This window comes from Pantoea sp. SGAir0183 (assembly GCF_043545505.1).
The window spans coordinates 1,819,167-1,835,161 of sequence record NZ_CP028053.1; the positions used below are offsets into that span (position 1 = coordinate 1,819,167).

General features: G+C 49.8%; 10 protein-coding genes. 3 read left to right on the forward strand and 7 right to left on the reverse strand.

Annotated elements, in window-relative coordinates; genetic code table 11:
- The first annotated feature begins 1 nt into the window (after position 1).
- The 3 genes from C1N59_RS08500 (at position 2) to C1N59_RS08510 (ending at position 8,517) form a co-directional block, all read left to right on the forward strand.
- Positions 2-3,694: a glycosyltransferase gene (locus C1N59_RS08500; RefSeq protein ID WP_394550553.1), complete on the forward strand. Its 3,693-nt coding sequence runs from the start codon at positions 2-4 to the stop codon at positions 3,692-3,694.
- Between the two features lie 130 nt (positions 3,695-3,824).
- Entirely contained in the window at positions 3,825-7,298 is a 3,474-nt protein-coding gene (locus tag C1N59_RS08505) for a glycosyltransferase family 2 protein (protein ID WP_394550554.1), read from the forward strand.
- 76 nt (positions 7,299-7,374) lie between these two features.
- The gene (locus tag C1N59_RS08510; protein ID WP_394550555.1) at positions 7,375-8,517 is read left to right on the forward strand and encodes a DegT/DnrJ/EryC1/StrS family aminotransferase; all 1,143 of its coding nucleotides are present in this window, start codon (positions 7,375-7,377) and stop codon (positions 8,515-8,517) included.
- Between the two features lie 244 nt (positions 8,518-8,761).
- Here the strand turns inward: C1N59_RS08510 and C1N59_RS08515 are convergent, their stop codons facing one another.
- The 7 genes from C1N59_RS08515 to rfbA all read right to left on the reverse strand — a co-directional run bounded on the left by C1N59_RS08515 (position 8,762) and on the right by rfbA (position 15,713).
- Positions 8,762-9,868 (reverse strand): FkbM family methyltransferase, encoded by a 1,107-nt coding sequence (locus C1N59_RS08515; protein WP_164482094.1) that lies wholly within the window; start codon positions 9,866-9,868, stop codon positions 8,762-8,764.
- Positions 9,869-9,886: 18 nt separating this feature from the next.
- Positions 9,887-11,011, reverse strand: coding sequence for a Gfo/Idh/MocA family protein (locus C1N59_RS08520; protein ID WP_394550556.1), 1,125 nt, complete (start codon positions 11,009-11,011; stop codon positions 9,887-9,889).
- 9 nt (positions 11,012-11,020) lie between these two features.
- The gene (locus C1N59_RS08525; protein ID WP_394550557.1) at positions 11,021-12,187 is read right to left on the reverse strand and encodes an ATP-grasp domain-containing protein; all 1,167 of its coding nucleotides are present in this window, start codon (positions 12,185-12,187) and stop codon (positions 11,021-11,023) included.
- Positions 12,188-12,590: 403 nt separating this feature from the next.
- Positions 12,591-13,433 (reverse strand): WcbI family polysaccharide biosynthesis putative acetyltransferase, encoded by an 843-nt coding sequence (locus C1N59_RS08530; RefSeq protein ID WP_110267404.1) that lies wholly within the window; start codon positions 13,431-13,433, stop codon positions 12,591-12,593.
- A gap of 12 nt (positions 13,434-13,445) precedes the next feature.
- Entirely contained in the window at positions 13,446-14,312 is an 867-nt protein-coding gene (gene rfbD / locus C1N59_RS08535) for a dTDP-4-dehydrorhamnose reductase (protein WP_039342611.1), read from the reverse strand.
- Positions 14,312-14,845 carry a dTDP-4-dehydrorhamnose 3,5-epimerase gene (gene rfbC, locus C1N59_RS08540; protein ID WP_058701499.1) on the reverse strand — a complete coding sequence of 178 codons (534 nt, stop codon included), beginning with the start codon at positions 14,843-14,845 and terminating at the stop codon, positions 14,312-14,314. The genes rfbD and rfbC overlap by 1 nt, the downstream gene beginning before the upstream one ends.
- Position 14,846: 1 nt before the next feature.
- A complete protein-coding gene (rfbA, locus tag C1N59_RS08545) occupies positions 14,847-15,713 on the reverse strand; it encodes a glucose-1-phosphate thymidylyltransferase RfbA (protein ID WP_058701498.1) in 867 nt (288 codons plus the stop codon).
- Between the last annotated feature and the right edge of the window lie 282 nt (positions 15,714-15,995).

Consider the following 15,995-nt stretch of genomic DNA (forward strand, 5'->3'; position numbering starts at 1 on the left):
GATGAACAGGCTTTTAATAAGCATTGACCGAGTTGAGCAGTTTTCTCTTCACGTGAATGAGGCGCTCGATATCATTGATGTTTTTTTAACCTGGGGATGGCAGGTGGATATTGTCACCAGTACCTATGGTAAAACGCTGTCGTTTGAACTGGAAAAGTACAAATCCAACCCGGCTTTCCGCATTATCAGTGATAAGCAAGGCACACTCGCTGATGCTTATAGCCTCATCTGGGTCTATAAGGGTTTTATTGCACAAAAATTGTTACCCGTGCTGGAAACGTTAACAGGCACGGCCCCGGTTATTTTCCGCCACTTTTATGATTATCATGACATTTATATGCCGTGGGGCGCTGAGCTGGAAAATCAGCTCGCCTCCCTGTCATTGAGTTTGTCGCCTGTGGTGTCAGAACGTTTGCTGCAAAACGGACTGCTATCCAGTCAGATCGCTGTTTTGCCGTTTACCGTTCCTTCCGCATTCAGTTGCTATCCATCTCGTAATGCCCGCACTGCGCTCAAACGCATACTTTATTACGCCCCGGATATTTCCGCCGAAATGTATGAGCTGCAACAGCAACTGAAAAGTCAGTCCATTACGCTGGAATGGTTCGACTGTAGCCAGCCTGTGAGTCGGATTGAGCCTGAGTGGCTGGATAACTACGATATGGTCATGGGTGGCGATGAAATTGTGGCCAAGGCGTTAATACTGGGGATTCCGGTATTTTTAGCGTCTACAACCGGTGTGGAAGGTTATCTTAACGCGCATAACCTTCAGGAGTTTGAACAATCGCATTTTACCGTGGTGAATCTGCAGTTTTGCCCGGAGACGGAGGAGTGGATCGCCGCACTCAAACGGGGTTTCAGTGAGGCCGTGGCATGGACCCGGGCAAACCAGGGCCGCTTTGGCGATAAATGGACGATGCCTGCTGCGATCCAGACTATCCTCAGCCAGCTCCCTGCGCCCAAACGCTGGTCCATGGATGACCCGGCGCAACATGCGTTACGCTTTCACAGACAGTCCGTCCTGTCCTGGGCCGATAAAAATTACTCTATTGAGCAGTGGCTGAAAGACAGGTCAATTACCGAAGCCCGACGCGCAGCGTTACAGTCATTTATTCAGTCTGTGCCCGAAAGTGGCGACATCGGGATCGTGATCATTGATGAAAACGGTGATGCCGCAGCCTGTGAACGTTCCCTTGCCGCCGTCAGGCAGCAAACATTGCCGCCCGCGACGGTCATGTTACTGAGCGATGTCGACATTGAGTTAAATGAGGGGACGATAAGCGCCTGTGCCTCAGGCTGGGTCGCTGAACTTAACGAGGTCGTTTATCACCAAACCGGGCCAGCCGCGCTGCTGCTGGTGATGGCAGGGGATGAGCTTTTGCCTGACGCGTTGCTGTTGCTGGCAGAGCAGCGTTTGCGACGCCCGGAAACGGCTGTGTGGTATGTCGATGAAACCTTCAATGATGATATGAATGAGCCGGGAGCGATTCTTCGTCCCGATCCCAATATCGATCTGTTAAGAAGTACGCCTTACGTAGGCCGCACGTTGCTGTTTGACCGCCGGAAAGTGCAGGCGGCGGGGAAGGGCGAGGATGCCGTCAATCCTCTGATCATGTATGAATGGCTGTGGCGTTGCATTGAAAATCAGGGACCGGGCGCGCTTGGACATGTGTCAGATGTCGTAGTCAGAGGCCAAAAAGAGAACGGGCGCTGGCATGAAGCGCAGTCCTGTGAAGCCGGCTATCGGCGCGTTGTCGAGGCGCATTTACAGCGTTTAGGGATAAAAGCGTCACTTAATGCCGGCATGAATCCCGGTTTTGCACGGGTGCGCTATCAGTGGGACACGCAGCCTCTCATTTCCATTATCGTCCCCACGCGTGACCATGCCGCCTTACTCCGTGCCTGCATCGATACGTTGATGGAGAAAACGCGTTATCCCTATTATGAATTACTGATCGTCGACAATCAGTCCGTGGATGCGCAGGCCTGTACCTTTCTCAACGATCTCGACAAACTCAATATCGAACAGATTAAGGTACTGCGTTACGACGCGCCGTTTAATTTCGCCGCCATGCATAATCGCGCGGCAGAGCAGGCGAAGGGCGACGTCCTGTTGTTCCTGGATAACGACTGCCAGATTACGCAACCTGACTGGCTGGATGCGCTGCTGGAGCATGCACTGCGGCCAGAGGTCGCATTAGTCGGGGCGCGCCTTGAATACCACGATGGCCGGGTTCAGCACGGTGGTTATCTGCTGGGTGTACAGAACGGCGTTGACAGTCCGTGGGAAGGGATGCAGGAACATGCCAGAGGTTTCCAGAGCTATCTGCAAACGGAGCACAATCTTGCTGCAGTGAGTGCGTCCTGCATGATGGTCCGTAAAGACGTGTTCTTTAGTCTGGGTGGCTTTGCTGAGAACGATTTCCCGCTTTACTTCGCGGATGTCGATTTGGGGTTACGTGCGCAGCAACAAGGTTACTTAAACGTCTGGACGCCGTGGTCGCGTGTTCGCCATATGGGCGGTGCAACGCGGTTGATGCCAGAAAAGTTCAACGTACAGGAAAGGCCGTTTCAGCATGACTATAGTCGGCTTCGCCAGCAGTGGCGCGCCACGCTGTTAAAGGATCCCAGTAACCATCCGCTGATGCAGCGGGCAGGTAAACCGTTTACGCTGGGTGCAGGGACGGCGCGTTTTCAGCAGCCGCTGCCGGGCAGGCCACTGCCTGTCGTGCTCGCACACCATGTCGACTGGCAGGGATGTGGCAATCACCGCATCCTGCAACCGTTCAAGGCCATGGAAAGTCAGTTGCTGCTTGAGGGCGGACTCACTCAGCAAATTCCCGGCGTAATGGAAGTCGCACTTTTACAGCCTGATATTATTGTGCTGGAGTCGCTGAGTGGCGGTCGTTTCCCGTCGGTCATGGCGCAATATCGCGACGTCTGCGATGCCAAAATTGTGGTTGAGTACGACGACTACCTGCTCAACGTACCGGTAAAAAATGGCAACCGTAACCAGTTCCCTAAACAGATTGTCAAAAATCTTCGCAAAGTAATGGAGTGCGCGGACTGGGTGGTTGTGTCAACCGCACCGTTAGCGGATGCCTACAGCCGTTTCCATCATGATATCCGCATTGCACAGAACCGTCTCGCAGAAGGTCAGTGGGGCCATTTGACCAGCCAGCGCGGCGTGGGGCGTAAAGTGCGTATCGGCTGGGCGGGCGGCAGTACACATGCCGGTGACCTGCAAATTTTGCTGCCGCTTATCAAGGAGCTGGAAGACAAGGTTGAATGGGTTTTCATGGGAATGAAACCGCGGGGCGTGCACTGTGAGTTCCACACTGGCGTGCCGTTTGATATGTACCCAGAAAAGCTGGCCAGCCTGAACCTGGATCTGGCACTGGTGCCGCTCGAAGTCAACCAGTTCAATGAATGCAAAAGTAATTTGCGGTTACTGGAGATCGGCACCTGTGGCGTGCCGATCATTGCCACCAGTATCGAACCCTATCGTTGTGGCCTGCCCGTCACGCTCGTTGAAAACCGCTTTAAAGACTGGATGGGCGCTATACGCGCGCACCTTGCGGATATGGATGCCACTCGTCGTCTGGGCGATCAACTTCGCGCGGCGGTCCATCAGGACTGGTACCTGAGGGAGCAGGGATTAAACGAATGGCAGAGAGGTTGGCTTTCTGCCTGAGACAGTGGCGGCGCGTCGTCCTGATGATGACGCCGTCGTTACATGACCGGACATAACGTCTCCATAGAGACACACAACGTTCAGGCAACGCCAGCTTTTCATTGTCGCGCCTGTAGAAAAAGAGGCTGTTATGCGTGGGTTCACCTTTCCTTACTTACTTCTGGCACCGGATTACATCGAATCTTCATCAGGCGTTCAGGTTATCCATCAGCTCTGCCACATGATTAATGAACAGGGCGGTAAAGCCTGGATGGTTAATTGCCGCGTGAATCCAGAATGGAATACGCCGGTGATAAACAGTGAAGACTGGAAAGTTATTCAAAACAGCGGGCAACCCTGGATTGCCATTTACCCTGAAATCGTATCGGGTAATCCTCTTTCCGCGCCCGTATGTGTTCGCTATATGCTGAACCGGGAAGGCGTGATCATGAATAACCGGATCCATGAAGGACCGGATGATTTATTTTTCTGGTACCGCAATGAGTTTGCTGAAAAAGCCGTTGACCCACAAATATTGGGAATCGAATCCTTTGATCTGCAATTATTTTGTGACGACAACCCGCAGAAAGACCTGAATATCCTCTACCTGAATCGTGTGCCTGAGTCGGTCGTTGATTTCATCCAGCTACCCGCGGATACCAAAATCTTGTCCATGGCAAACCCATTGACGCTGAAAGAACTTGCCGTTGTGCTCAAGCGTACGCGCGTATTTTATTCGTATGAGTCCTCGGGCACCTGCGCAATGGCGATTTTATGCGGCAGTCCTGTAGTTGCGTTAACCGCACCGGGTTATGAAAAGTATGCCATTACGCAGGAAACCGTGCGTGACAACGGTGGCGCTGGATTTTGCTGGGAAAACACCCAGGAAGCTATTGATACCGAGCGCCAGAATTTATGGAAGATGCGAGACTATTTTCTGGTCCGACGCGCGCGAAGTCAGCAACAGTTTGAAAACTTCGTTACGTTGACACAAGAAAAGGCCGAACAACGTGCCGCGCAGGATAAGCGACACGCTTTGAATGACTGGCTGTATAAGCGGCAACTTCCGGCTCCTGCTGAAGAGGTGCAGAGTACTTCATCACTGCCACTCCTCAGAATGCTGATTGCCGTCCAGCCAGGCAGCGAAGCGGACAGGACCTCGACGCTGAATGCCTTATTGCCTCAGTTAGATCAGGTAACAGGATGCGCCGTTTTACTGGCGACGCCGCAGGAAACGTGCCACGTTTCTGACGATCGTGTCTTTCAGATTCGGTCTGATGTGTGGCTGAATGAAATGAATTGTCATCTGGAGCAGAACGTTTACGACTGGATATACGTCGTTCCTGCCGGGTGTCAGTTTACAGCGGAAAGTTTACGACTCCTTGCTGAGGCCTTGCACAGCAGAACGGGATGCGCCTTTGTTTACGCGGATGAAGGCCTCTCTGACAAGGAAGGGAAAATTCATCCTCATTTTAAGCCTGCATTTTGCCCGGACCTTTTTCTGAGTCAGCCTTCACTCTACCTTAAGCGCGGGATCTTCGCGCGAAACGCCTTGATGGCTATCGGCGGGTTTAATGCTGATTTATCCGCGTGCTATGAGCTGGATGCGATTACGCGACTGTTAGCTACGCGCGATAGCAACGTGTTTGGTCATGTTTCAGAGGTCTTTACCGTGACGCCTCTGAACAGCTGTGTGGCACAGGATCTGCAGCAGGAACATGCTGTGTTGCAATCTTATCTTCAGCAGCAGGGCTTCAGCCAGGGTGTAGTGGAGCACCAGCCGGGTAAGCCGTGGCGGTTAAGATACAGCACGGAGCCGGTGATTTCGCTCAGCATCATACTTGTCGCTGGCACAAATATCCATCAACTGCAGTGTTGCATCACTACGTTATTTGAACAAACCCATCAACCTGTATGCCAGTTGATTGTTATTGTGACGCCGGCGACCTCTGAGGCCATCACGGCCTGGCTGACGACAAATTTGTCAACAGCGTCGGTTAACATCAACATCCTGAAAAGTCATGGCAGCCAAACCCAGGAAGCGGCGATTAATGAGGCAGTAGGGCAGGCAGAAGGCGAGTTTCTGCTGTTATTGGATCCCCGTGTTTTATTTGTCAGCCGCGGCTGGCTGGAGGCGCTGGCATGTCATGCCCTGCGGCATGATGTTGTCTGCGTCGCGCCTCATATTATCAACCTGGACAGTCAGATCTTATGTGCCGGAGAAATTCTTGGGGTCAGGGGCCTGGCCTTCCCCGTTGGGTATGCCGAAAGATGGGGCAATGCAGGCTACCTGTCACGCTATCAAAGCGACTGTAGTTATTCGACGTTGGCCACAGACTGTCTGTTAATCAGAAAAGACAGATGGCTGGAGGTCGGTGGATTTGATACGGCTTATACACAACCTCTGCTGGCCAGACTGGACCTGAATCTGCGACTGGTTCAGCTGGGCGGTCGGGCAATATGCACACCTTACAGCGTTGTAGCAAAACAGGAAGCCGTGACGGACTTTCCGCCACAATATGCGTTGTCGCCTTCACAGGAACTTGACCGTTTCTATCACGCCTGGCTCCCTGTTCTGGCAGATGATCCGGCTTATAATAAAAATTTAAGCCTGAACAGAACCCTTTTTACCGCAGACAGCACGTTAGTCACGGGCTGGAACCCGCTCAAACTTGGCGAAACACGCACCGTCATTTTTATCGCGCAGGATCAGAATGATACTGGCGTGCAGCGATTTACCACCGCGCTGGACAGGCTGATGAATGCCGGTGGCGTCAAAAGCGTGCTTCTTGAACAGATACCCTCCGCGCCAGAATTATTGCGGCATCATCCTGACGAGCTCGTTATCAGCGGCGAACTGACGGATCTCGCCTGCCAGACAATCAGGCAACTCAAAAACGCCATAACCTGTCGTGTTCATTATCTTATTCAGGACGATCCGAATGCGCGGAAATATAAAAAATTAATTGAAGATAATGTTATCGATAACTGGCTAACGTACAGCGATGCACTGGCCAATTGGCTCAAAAAGCGCCATAAACCTGTCGTTATTCTTCCCAATGTTTTAGTGCAACCCTGTCAGGATAGGGTTAAGCAGAAAAAAGACAAATGCCGTGTCGTGTGTTTCACATACGATCTCAGGAAGAAAGATTGTGAATTACTGACTCCAGCGATAACGACAAGTGCGGAAAAGCTTGACTGGATTGTCATTGGACATTGTCCGCCGGAATGGCTGCCTTATATCAGGGAAACGTACCGTTTTCAGACTGAGGCCCGCCTGGTCGCGCAGTTGCTGCATTGTGACGCCGATATCGCCGTGCTTCCGCGCTGCAACAATGATGAAAACCGTTACAAAGATAACAACGTACTCACGCAGTTAGCGGTAATGGGGATACCGGCGATGTATAGCGATCATCCTACATTCGGTGAGTCCGTTCCCGGCTGGAGAGTAAAACATAACCCGAACGCCTGGAAAGAGGCTATCGCAACGCTTTGTGCTGATACGTCGCTGAGTGACACGCTCAGTCAGCAATTGAAAGAAAAAGCGTATAACGAGGTAAACCAGGACGCGCTTATGACACTTTTCGGCCGGATACAGGCGTTATCTGAAGCCACTCAGGCATAAATGACGTGCAGAGACAGCGCGCCAGATAAAAGCCCTGTACGCATTCAACAATTATTTAAGGTCAGGAAGTTATCCGATGAAGATAAACAAACCCTCATCAAATGTGCTGGTGACAAGTCCTCTTCTGCCGCCCCTGGAAGAGTTCCTGCCTTATTTAGAACGTATCTGGGGCAGTAAACAGCTCACAAATGGTGGTCCGTATCACCAGGAGCTGGAACGGGCCCTTGCCGATTATCTCGGTGTCGAGCACCTCAGTTTGTTCGCGAACGGTACCCTGGCGCTGGTGACGGCGCTACAGGCGCTCAGAATCACGGGGGAGGTGATTACCACTCCTTATTCTTTCGTCGCGACATCCCATTCCTTATTATGGAACGGCATAAAACCCATATTCGTCGATATTGATCCTGTTACCTGCAATATCGATCCTGAAAAAATCGAGTCCGCCATTACGCCTACCACCAGTGCAATTTTACCCGTTCACTGCTATGGCATTCCCTGCGATGTCGACCGCATTCAACGTATTGCCGACAACTACGGTCTGAAAGTCATCTACGATGCCGCGCACTGTTTTGGTGTTAAACAAAAAAACGTCAGTATCCTGAATCACGGCGATCTTTCTGTTTTAAGCTTCCATGCGACAAAGGTATTTAACACGTTTGAAGGCGGCGCCATTATCTGCCCGAATGAAAAAATCAAACGACGTATTGATTATTTAAAGAATTTTGGCTTTGCCGATGAAACCACGGTGGTTGCGCCGGGTATCAATGGCAAAATGAATGAAGTTCAGGCGGCATTTGGATTACTCCAGCTGAAGCATGTGGATTCAGCGCTGGCTAAGCGTAAAGTCATCTACGAAAAATATCAGCAGGCATTAGGGCATATACACGGACTTACGCTACTACCGCTCGTTGATGAAACCGACTGGAACTATGCGTATTGCCCGGTCTTTGTTCACGCGGGATTATTCCCGATGACGCGTGATGAACTGTATCATCACTTCAAAAGCCAAAATATTTATGTCAGACGGTATTTTTATCCGCTCATCTCCGATTTCCCGATGTACAAAGGCTATGAATCATCGGCTCCTTCAAATTTGCCGGTGGCCAGTCAAATTTCTCAGCAGGTGTTGTGTTTACCGGTGCATCCAAACCTGGCGGAAGCGGATCAGGATGAGATTATTAACATTATTATGCGCGCCAGCAATGTGAATGCTGCGTAAGGCTTCAATCCGGATCTTTACAAGCCCGTCAGGCAAAAGGGAACATGCGTTTGCCTGACGCTGCACATCTCACATGCTTTCCATCTGCACGATCTTGCTTTCTTAATCGTTTCTCATCTCAAAAAATCGTTGCTGACAGCGGTATATCGAAAAAGAAACGGGAAGGGCACAGACGACGGATACAGGTAATGAGAACAACTCTGCCCGGCTGATACGCGAGAGCCGGGCTGATGCAAAGAAAAAATCAGGCAGGAATCGCGTACAACACCAGTTCAAAAGCATGAACAGGATGATGGGCGCGGAGATAAAATCGATACCCGGGCATAATGCTTTTGATATAAGCAGGAATCTTTATAAGATCATCCGGTTTGTGATAAGCGCTGATTGCCAACAGTGGGTAACAGCGTTGAATACTGTTTTTCGCCCCCTCCAGCGCAGAAAGCTCAGCGCCTTCAATATCCATTTTGATAAACGTCACCTTACTGTCCGCAATAACGCTATCGAGTGTGGTTAATGCGATACTGTTAGTCGTGACCTTTTCAGTAATTTTTGAATCCAACGCTTTTCCTGAGTCGAAATACAGCGTTGTCTCTTCACTCCATACGCCTGCCTGGTGGCATTCACAATACGCTTTATCCGCTGTAGCGGCACACAGCAACGGATAATTGACGTCGTCAGGTTCGAAGGCAAAGATTTTTTTCGGCGAAGGGAGTCCGCGGGTGGCCAGTGCGGCTTCGAAAGCATTCACGCTGTCACCATTATAAGCACCACAGTCAACAAAAACCTCGGACTTACTCAACGCGACAATGTCGGTTGGGAAGTAATGGTTCTCATCATACACTGTTTTAATATAGTCAGGGCGTGCGCTAATACGCTGATTCATGAATGCGATAAACGTCTCGCGAGATTTATCATCACCAAGACTTTCATATAAGGAATGCAGGGCGTCAGCATGGGTCTGACAAAAATCATAGGAAATAATATCTTCGGTGTTTACGCCCGTAAAAGAGGGGTCATAGACCAGCACTTCAGATTGAACGTCTGATAATGAATTTAAAAACGCCTGCTCCACATACTGTAGTGCAATAATAAAATTATATTTTTTATTGGTGTTGAGCAAACTTTCCAGAGGGACAACAGTCAGTTCGTTTAACGTTTGACCAGGAGAAAAATACATTTCATTGACCGCTACATAATCGATATGCAAATGATTACGCGCCATATATTCACTGGTCTTGGTAGCCAGACAGCCTGCGCCAATGAGGACTACCGGATTACCGTTTTGGTACATTTTCTCCAGCGTAACGAGAAAATGGTTATTTTTCTCGACTATTTCACTAAGAAAACTCATGAGGAACTCCGTTATATTTTATCTTTTTATTGTACAAAGGGTACATTTTTGCTGACTTGTTGCACTTTTCGCGGCACTTTCAAGAAAGTGAAGCCCGCGAGCCGCAACGTCTGAACCCATCACGTAATCGTTAGGTTCCCCTCTCAATGCAGAGGCAATGTCAGCATAATAATTGGCAAATGCTTCAATAAAGCCAGCAGGGTGACCCGCTTTAAAACGGCAGTAACGTGCATCAGCAGCAACAATGTTGTCATTGGCTGTGCGATCGATAACAGAACGACTGCCTTGCAAACCGCTGACATACAGGAATTCAGGATCCATCTGGAGCCATTCTGCGCTGCCCTGACTTCCCATGACGCGAATCCGCAGGCCATTTCGGTATCCCAGAGCGGCTTTGCCATACCAGTAATTACACGTCATACCGCTTTGATAACGCGATAAGATATGTACGGTGTCGATAACGCCGGGAATTTTGGCGTAGGTATCATTGATCGCATAAATATCGACGGCGTGATCCCCGGTGATAAATTCAATAAGCTGGTGAACATGAACGCCAAGATCGAGCGAAACGGTTGGAATGACGGCATCCTGCTGCCGCCATCTCTGCGGTTTTGGCACATCGCCATGCTGATTATGGCGTGCAAAACCTTCCTGAGGCATTTCAACCATGACCTGCTGAATGGCCCCGAAATCGCCCCGCTGTACGCGCTTTTGCAGTTCGCGCACCATGGGATAGCCACTGTAATTATAAGTGACAAACAATTTAGCCTGATGTTGGTGCTCGCTGTTCATGATGTGCAAAGCGCTTTGATGGCTTTCAACCATTGCCTTTTCGCAAATTACAGCCAGACCGTTTTCGAAACAGGCGGTGATAATTTCATGATGGTCAGGGGTAGGTGTTAACACCGCAACTGCGTCAAGATGGTGGCGCTCCTGTAAAATAAACGCCTGAATACTGTCATAAATACGTTCAGGATGAATATTCCAGCTCTCACCCGTGTGACGATTCTGCTCAGGATTGCGGCTAAAACAGCCCGCCACAAGCGTAAAATCCCCGTCGAGCTGTGAGGCAATTTTATGGGTAAGACCAATAGCCGAATTCGCGCCACCGCCAATAAAACCAAGTTGTAGTCGTTTTTTCATATCGGTTTCCTAGTACTTACCAAGCGTAAAAAAATTTTTTAACTGTGGTGTGAAGCGGGCCAGTTCATCACGTTGGTGGAATTCAGCAAAAATAAGCGCGGCGCGATCGTGAGGCGCGCGCTGGATTCTCTCGCCTGTTTTCTTAAGTGGCAGAAAAGAAAGGATATTGGCCGGTAATGCTGCGAAGCTGACGGAGGTAAAGGTTTGTTCCTGATCAACGGACACAGTATGGCGAGCGATTAATCTGACATGTTCGGGACGCCGACTGGCTGGCGTAAAAGGCGTGCCGGTAAAGGCATGGATGAACCAGAGTGAATAAGGCGTGTCTGTAGAGTTTTCAATGAGTTGATTATACAGGTCACCCGGGCATCGGCGTGTCATTTCTATCAGAGAAAAGCTTTTACCATCCGAGATAAACTGAGTGTGCAGTAAACCATCACAAAGCCCGAGCTCATCAACGAGTGCCTGTATACAGTCGCTGACCTGGTCTTTTATCGACGCAGGAAGATTGAGGCTGAGGCTACTACTGTTTACCTGCCAGGGATAAACGGTACAAAATTCATCAACAAAATATTCGACCGCCACTTTTCCATTCACGATAAAAGCGGAGTGGCTGTGTAAATCACCGGCTATCCAGCGCTCTATAAGTGCCTGGCCACAGGATGATGCCGCACAGGCGTCTCGCCAGGCGGCGGAGATGTGTTCGCGCTCAGTCACCAGTGAAATCCCTAATCCGCTGTAGGAATCGACAGGTTTTATCATCAACGGTAACGGAAGTTGCGCCGCCTCTTCAGGACAGCTCACGGCCACAGGGACTGGATAACCCTTCTTCTGTGCCCACTGGCGGAAAACGTCTTTTTTAAAAATAATTTCTGCTACATCAGGGCGATCAAAACCGCGTAAGCCCATTGCCTCAGCGACACTGGCACCCGTAAGGTAAGACACATCGGTAACACCAGGCAGAAGTGATGTAATATTGAGTGATTTCGCTAGGGTCAGTACGTCCTGTACGTTGGCATAATTCAGGCAAAAAGAGTGGGCCGCGAGTTGATGACCCGGATCCTGCGGTTTGCCGCTGCATACGGCTGTTTCATAACCGGAATGCTTAAGTGCCATCAAAAGAGGCATGGCAGCAAAACCGGCATCCAGCATAAGTGCTTTTTTATTACTGCTCATTATGATTTGCCTGAGGTGGTGCAGCTAACACATTGTTTAGCTGGCAAAGTTTTTTCCTGGTATGGATGGGGTGCCAGGCGCGCTTTTATAGCAGATTGTAATCCCGGCAGGCCGAACTGATGCCGTAAATAAAGCCCTTTTTAGTGTGTATTTAACGCAAACGGGGACAGGCAGGCTCGTCAGGAACCGCGCTTCTTTCTGGCGGCAACGTGAATGTTTTATGCAGAGTCATAATGACCGGAATGGCAGAGACAGGCAGACGCCACAAAGCGATATAACGCTGTATTAATACAGTAAAGCAACATCGCAGTATTGATTGCATTGCCGCCGTGACTGAATGGTACTGTTTTGTGTGCTGACAAGCCTGATCGATAAGATGCATCTTCAGGCTTACAGCAAAGGCTCAGAGGTTTTGATAGCCGGATTTCAGGCTACGATAATAAGTGGAACGCAGTAAGGCTTCTGAGAGTTGTTCACGCGGTTGTGAAGAAAAGAAGTGATAGTTAATTTTACAGGCCAGAGAAAGCCCTGTTTCGCGCATCATGAAATAATGCTGTTCGCCACTGCCTACCTCTGGAGCAATATAGTTTTTGAGCAAATCGTTGCCGCCGAGATCGAAGTTCTTATTCTCTTTAAATAAATCAAAAAAGATTGCACTAAAGAAAATGCTTAAATGTTTGTTATTGGGGTGGCTTACCGTGCTGTAGCAATGTTTATCTTTTAACAGGGCGTCCCGATAAAAGTCTGAATAATCAAACGCCACCTTACCTTCTTTGAACAACCGCTGGTAGCGATTAGCGTCGTCCATGATCATGTTATGCTGCCTGGCCGCGTCGTAACTGACATTGTGGTACGCAGCAACGGCATCCGCACAGGCATGTGCGGTCAGATAAAGATGCAAAAAACGGTAATCGACATACACCATCAAATCGGGCACGGCAGCAGAATAATACCCTAGCTGCGGTGCTGATACGCTTGATTCCATTGTGGGTAATATGCGGATATCGAAATACTCGGTCAGTTTCGCGGTTGACAGCAAACCCCAGCGTTCAGAATGATACTGCATATAAATATGATCGCAGCTTTCAAGTTCGTGCATCAGATTGATAATGTCTCGCTGAGCATCAAGTTTATACAGAGGTGTATTAACAACGTGTGTTATTGCGCCACGATGAAGCTCAGAATAATTACTTAATAACTGACCAACGACTTCGAGCTGACAGTTACCAATCGTTGCTACTTTCATTACATTATCTCCTTATAAAGTATTCGCGTAGGGAAAGGGGGTTGCCAGGTGATTCAGACAGAGGCGAAGTTTATCCTGCCAGTCTGAGGGGGGGATGCCGATGGTGCTGAGAGCGTCACTGTTCATCACACTGCGCGCCGGCCGAATCGCCGCAGACGGATAGTGCGAGCTGATAATGCCATGCACGACCACGTCCTGTTGCGCCGCGACAAAGATTGTCTGAGCGAATTCGCACCAGCTGACGGCAACGTCGCCACAATAATGGTAAAGACCGTGCTTTTCGGGCATGTCGGCGAGCGTGATCATGGCCTGGGCTAAATCACCCGCGTAGGTCGGACAGCCATACTGATCGTTCACCACATGTAACTCGGAACGCGTCTGCGCCAGACGAAGCATGGTACTGACGAAGTTATTACCGTATTCGCTGAACATCCATGAGGTACGAATCACAATCGCCTCGGGCAGGACCTCAAAGACGCGCTTTTCACCTTCCCACTTACTTAGGCCGTAAAAATTAATCGGGCAGGGCGGATCCTGTTCGGTATAGGGCGTTTTTTTCACCCCGTCGAAAACATAATCTGTGGAAATATGAATGAAACGCGCCCCGATCATTTTGGCGGCCTGAGCCAGATTTTCAGGGCCAATCGCATTGATCTTTAAGGCTCGTGTCCGGTCGGTTTCTGCCTTGTCAACGGCGGTATAAGCCGCTGCATTCATAATGACATCGGGCTTAAATTTTTTAACCACGCGCACAACGGCAACGCGATCGGTAATATCCAGTTCCGCCGAACCACACGCCAGCGTGATCCAGTCGGCGGGAAAACGATCCAGTAAACAACGCCCTAACTGGCCATAAGCACCCGTGAGTAAAACGCGCATTACATCAACTCCTGCAACGAGAGTCCTTGTTGATCTTTTACCGACAGAATCGGCTGTTCGACAGGCCATTGAATCGCAACATCGGGGTCATTCCACATCAGACAGGCTTCATCCTTAGGGTTGTAATATTGAGTACATTTATATTCAAAGTCAGCCATGTCCGAGAGCACGACGAAACCGTGCGCGAGCCCTGGTGGGACCCATAGCTGAGTTTTATTCTCTTCTGAAAGCAAAATACTGACCCACTGACCATAGGTGGGCGAATTTGGGCGGATATCGACGGCGACATCAAAGACTTCTCCGCGCACCACGCGTACCAGTTTGCCTTGAGGCTCTGTTTTCTGGAAATGTAAGCCGCGTAAGACGTGCTGTGCAGAGCGGGAATAATTATCCTGAACAAATTCAAGGTCGGTTTGCAGGAGATCCTGATAACGGCGTTTTTCAAAGGTTTCCAAAAAGAAACCGCGCGCGTCGCCATATACGGCCGGCTGAATAATTTTAACGTCAGCAATATGGGTTGCTTTGACTTCCACGTTATTCCTCCACCAGCATTTTTAAATATTGGCCGTACTGCGTTTTTCCAAGATAATGCGCACGCTTTAACAGCGCGTTGTTGTCTGTCCAGCCTTTACGCCAGGCGATTTCTTCCAGACAGGCGATTTTAAATCCCTGACGTTTTTCAATGGTGTGAATGAAATGAGAGGCCTCAAGCAGGCTTTCATGTGTGCCTGTATCCAACCAGGCAAAACCGCGGCCCAGGATTTCAACGTTAAGTAAGCCATCATTAAGGTACATCTGATTGAGCGTGGTAATTTCCAGCTCGCCCCGTTCAGACGGTCGCACTTCACGCGCCATGGCGCAGACGTTGCTGTCATAAAAATACAACCCCGTCACGGCATAGTTGGATTTCGGTACGGCGGGTTTTTCTTCGATGGAAAGGGCGCGGAACTGCTTGTCAAATTGCACTACGCCAAAGCGCTCCGGATCCATCACCTGATAGCCAAATACGGTTGCGCCCCGATCGCGTGCAACGACATCTTCCAGCTTCTTACCGAAGCTTTGACCAAAGAAAATATTATCGCCGAGTACCAGCGCGCAGCGTTCACCGGCAACAAATGACTCACCAATAATAAACGCCTGAGCCAGACCATCAGGTGACGGCTGAACCGCATACTGCAAATTAACACCAAAATGCGAACCATCACCAAGCAGGCGCTGAAACCCAGCCAGATCTTCCGGTGTGGTGATGACCAGAATGTCCTGGATCCCCGCGAGCATTAAGACGGAAAGGGGATAATAGATCATGGGCTTGTCATAGACCGGCAGCAGTTGCTTAGAGACGCCACAGGTCACCGGATGCAGTCGGGAACCGGTTCCGCCTGCCAGTACTATGCCTTTCATCATTCGCTTCCTTCATAACTCGTCTGCGCGTGCAGCGTGATGGTGAAAGAATACGAGTGTTCGAGTGAAAGTAATGGCACGAATAACCGACAAAAAAGCGGGTAAAGTCAAGGATAAGTCCGTTCATGCATCCATAGCGGGTAATGAAATAAATCAGCATAAGCGAAGCGGGCACATTTTATCGCGCAGTAATGCAAATCGCGTCAGCCAGACGGAAGTGATTGTGGATTAGAGTTTTCGGTGCGATAAAAGTTGGATAAACGTTACAGTTCATACAGATGG

What these genes read in the sequence shown, in the direction of transcription:
- C1N59_RS08500 (WP_394550553.1), top strand. Translation starts at nt 2, where the DNA reads ATGAACAGGCTTTTAATAAGCATTGACCGAGTTGAGCAGTTTTCTCTT.
- C1N59_RS08505 (WP_394550554.1), top strand. Translation starts at nt 3,825, where the DNA reads ATGCGTGGGTTCACCTTTCCTTACTTACTTCTGGCACCGGATTACATC.
- C1N59_RS08510 (WP_394550555.1), top strand. Translation starts at nt 7,375, where the DNA reads ATGAAGATAAACAAACCCTCATCAAATGTGCTGGTGACAAGTCCTCTT.
- C1N59_RS08515 (WP_164482094.1), bottom strand. Translation starts at nt 9,868, where the DNA reads ATGAGTTTTCTTAGTGAAATAGTCGAGAAAAATAACCATTTTCTCGTT.
- C1N59_RS08520 (WP_394550556.1), bottom strand. Translation starts at nt 11,011, where the DNA reads ATGAAAAAACGACTACAACTTGGTTTTATTGGCGGTGGCGCGAATTCG.
- C1N59_RS08525 (WP_394550557.1), bottom strand. Translation starts at nt 12,187, where the DNA reads ATGAGCAGTAATAAAAAAGCACTTATGCTGGATGCCGGTTTTGCTGCC.
- C1N59_RS08530 (WP_110267404.1), bottom strand. Translation starts at nt 13,433, where the DNA reads ATGAAAGTAGCAACGATTGGTAACTGTCAGCTCGAAGTCGTTGGTCAG.
- rfbD (WP_039342611.1), bottom strand. Translation starts at nt 14,312, where the DNA reads ATGCGCGTTTTACTCACGGGTGCTTATGGCCAGTTAGGGCGTTGTTTA.
- rfbA (WP_058701498.1), bottom strand. Translation starts at nt 15,713, where the DNA reads ATGAAAGGCATAGTACTGGCAGGCGGAACCGGTTCCCGACTGCATCCG.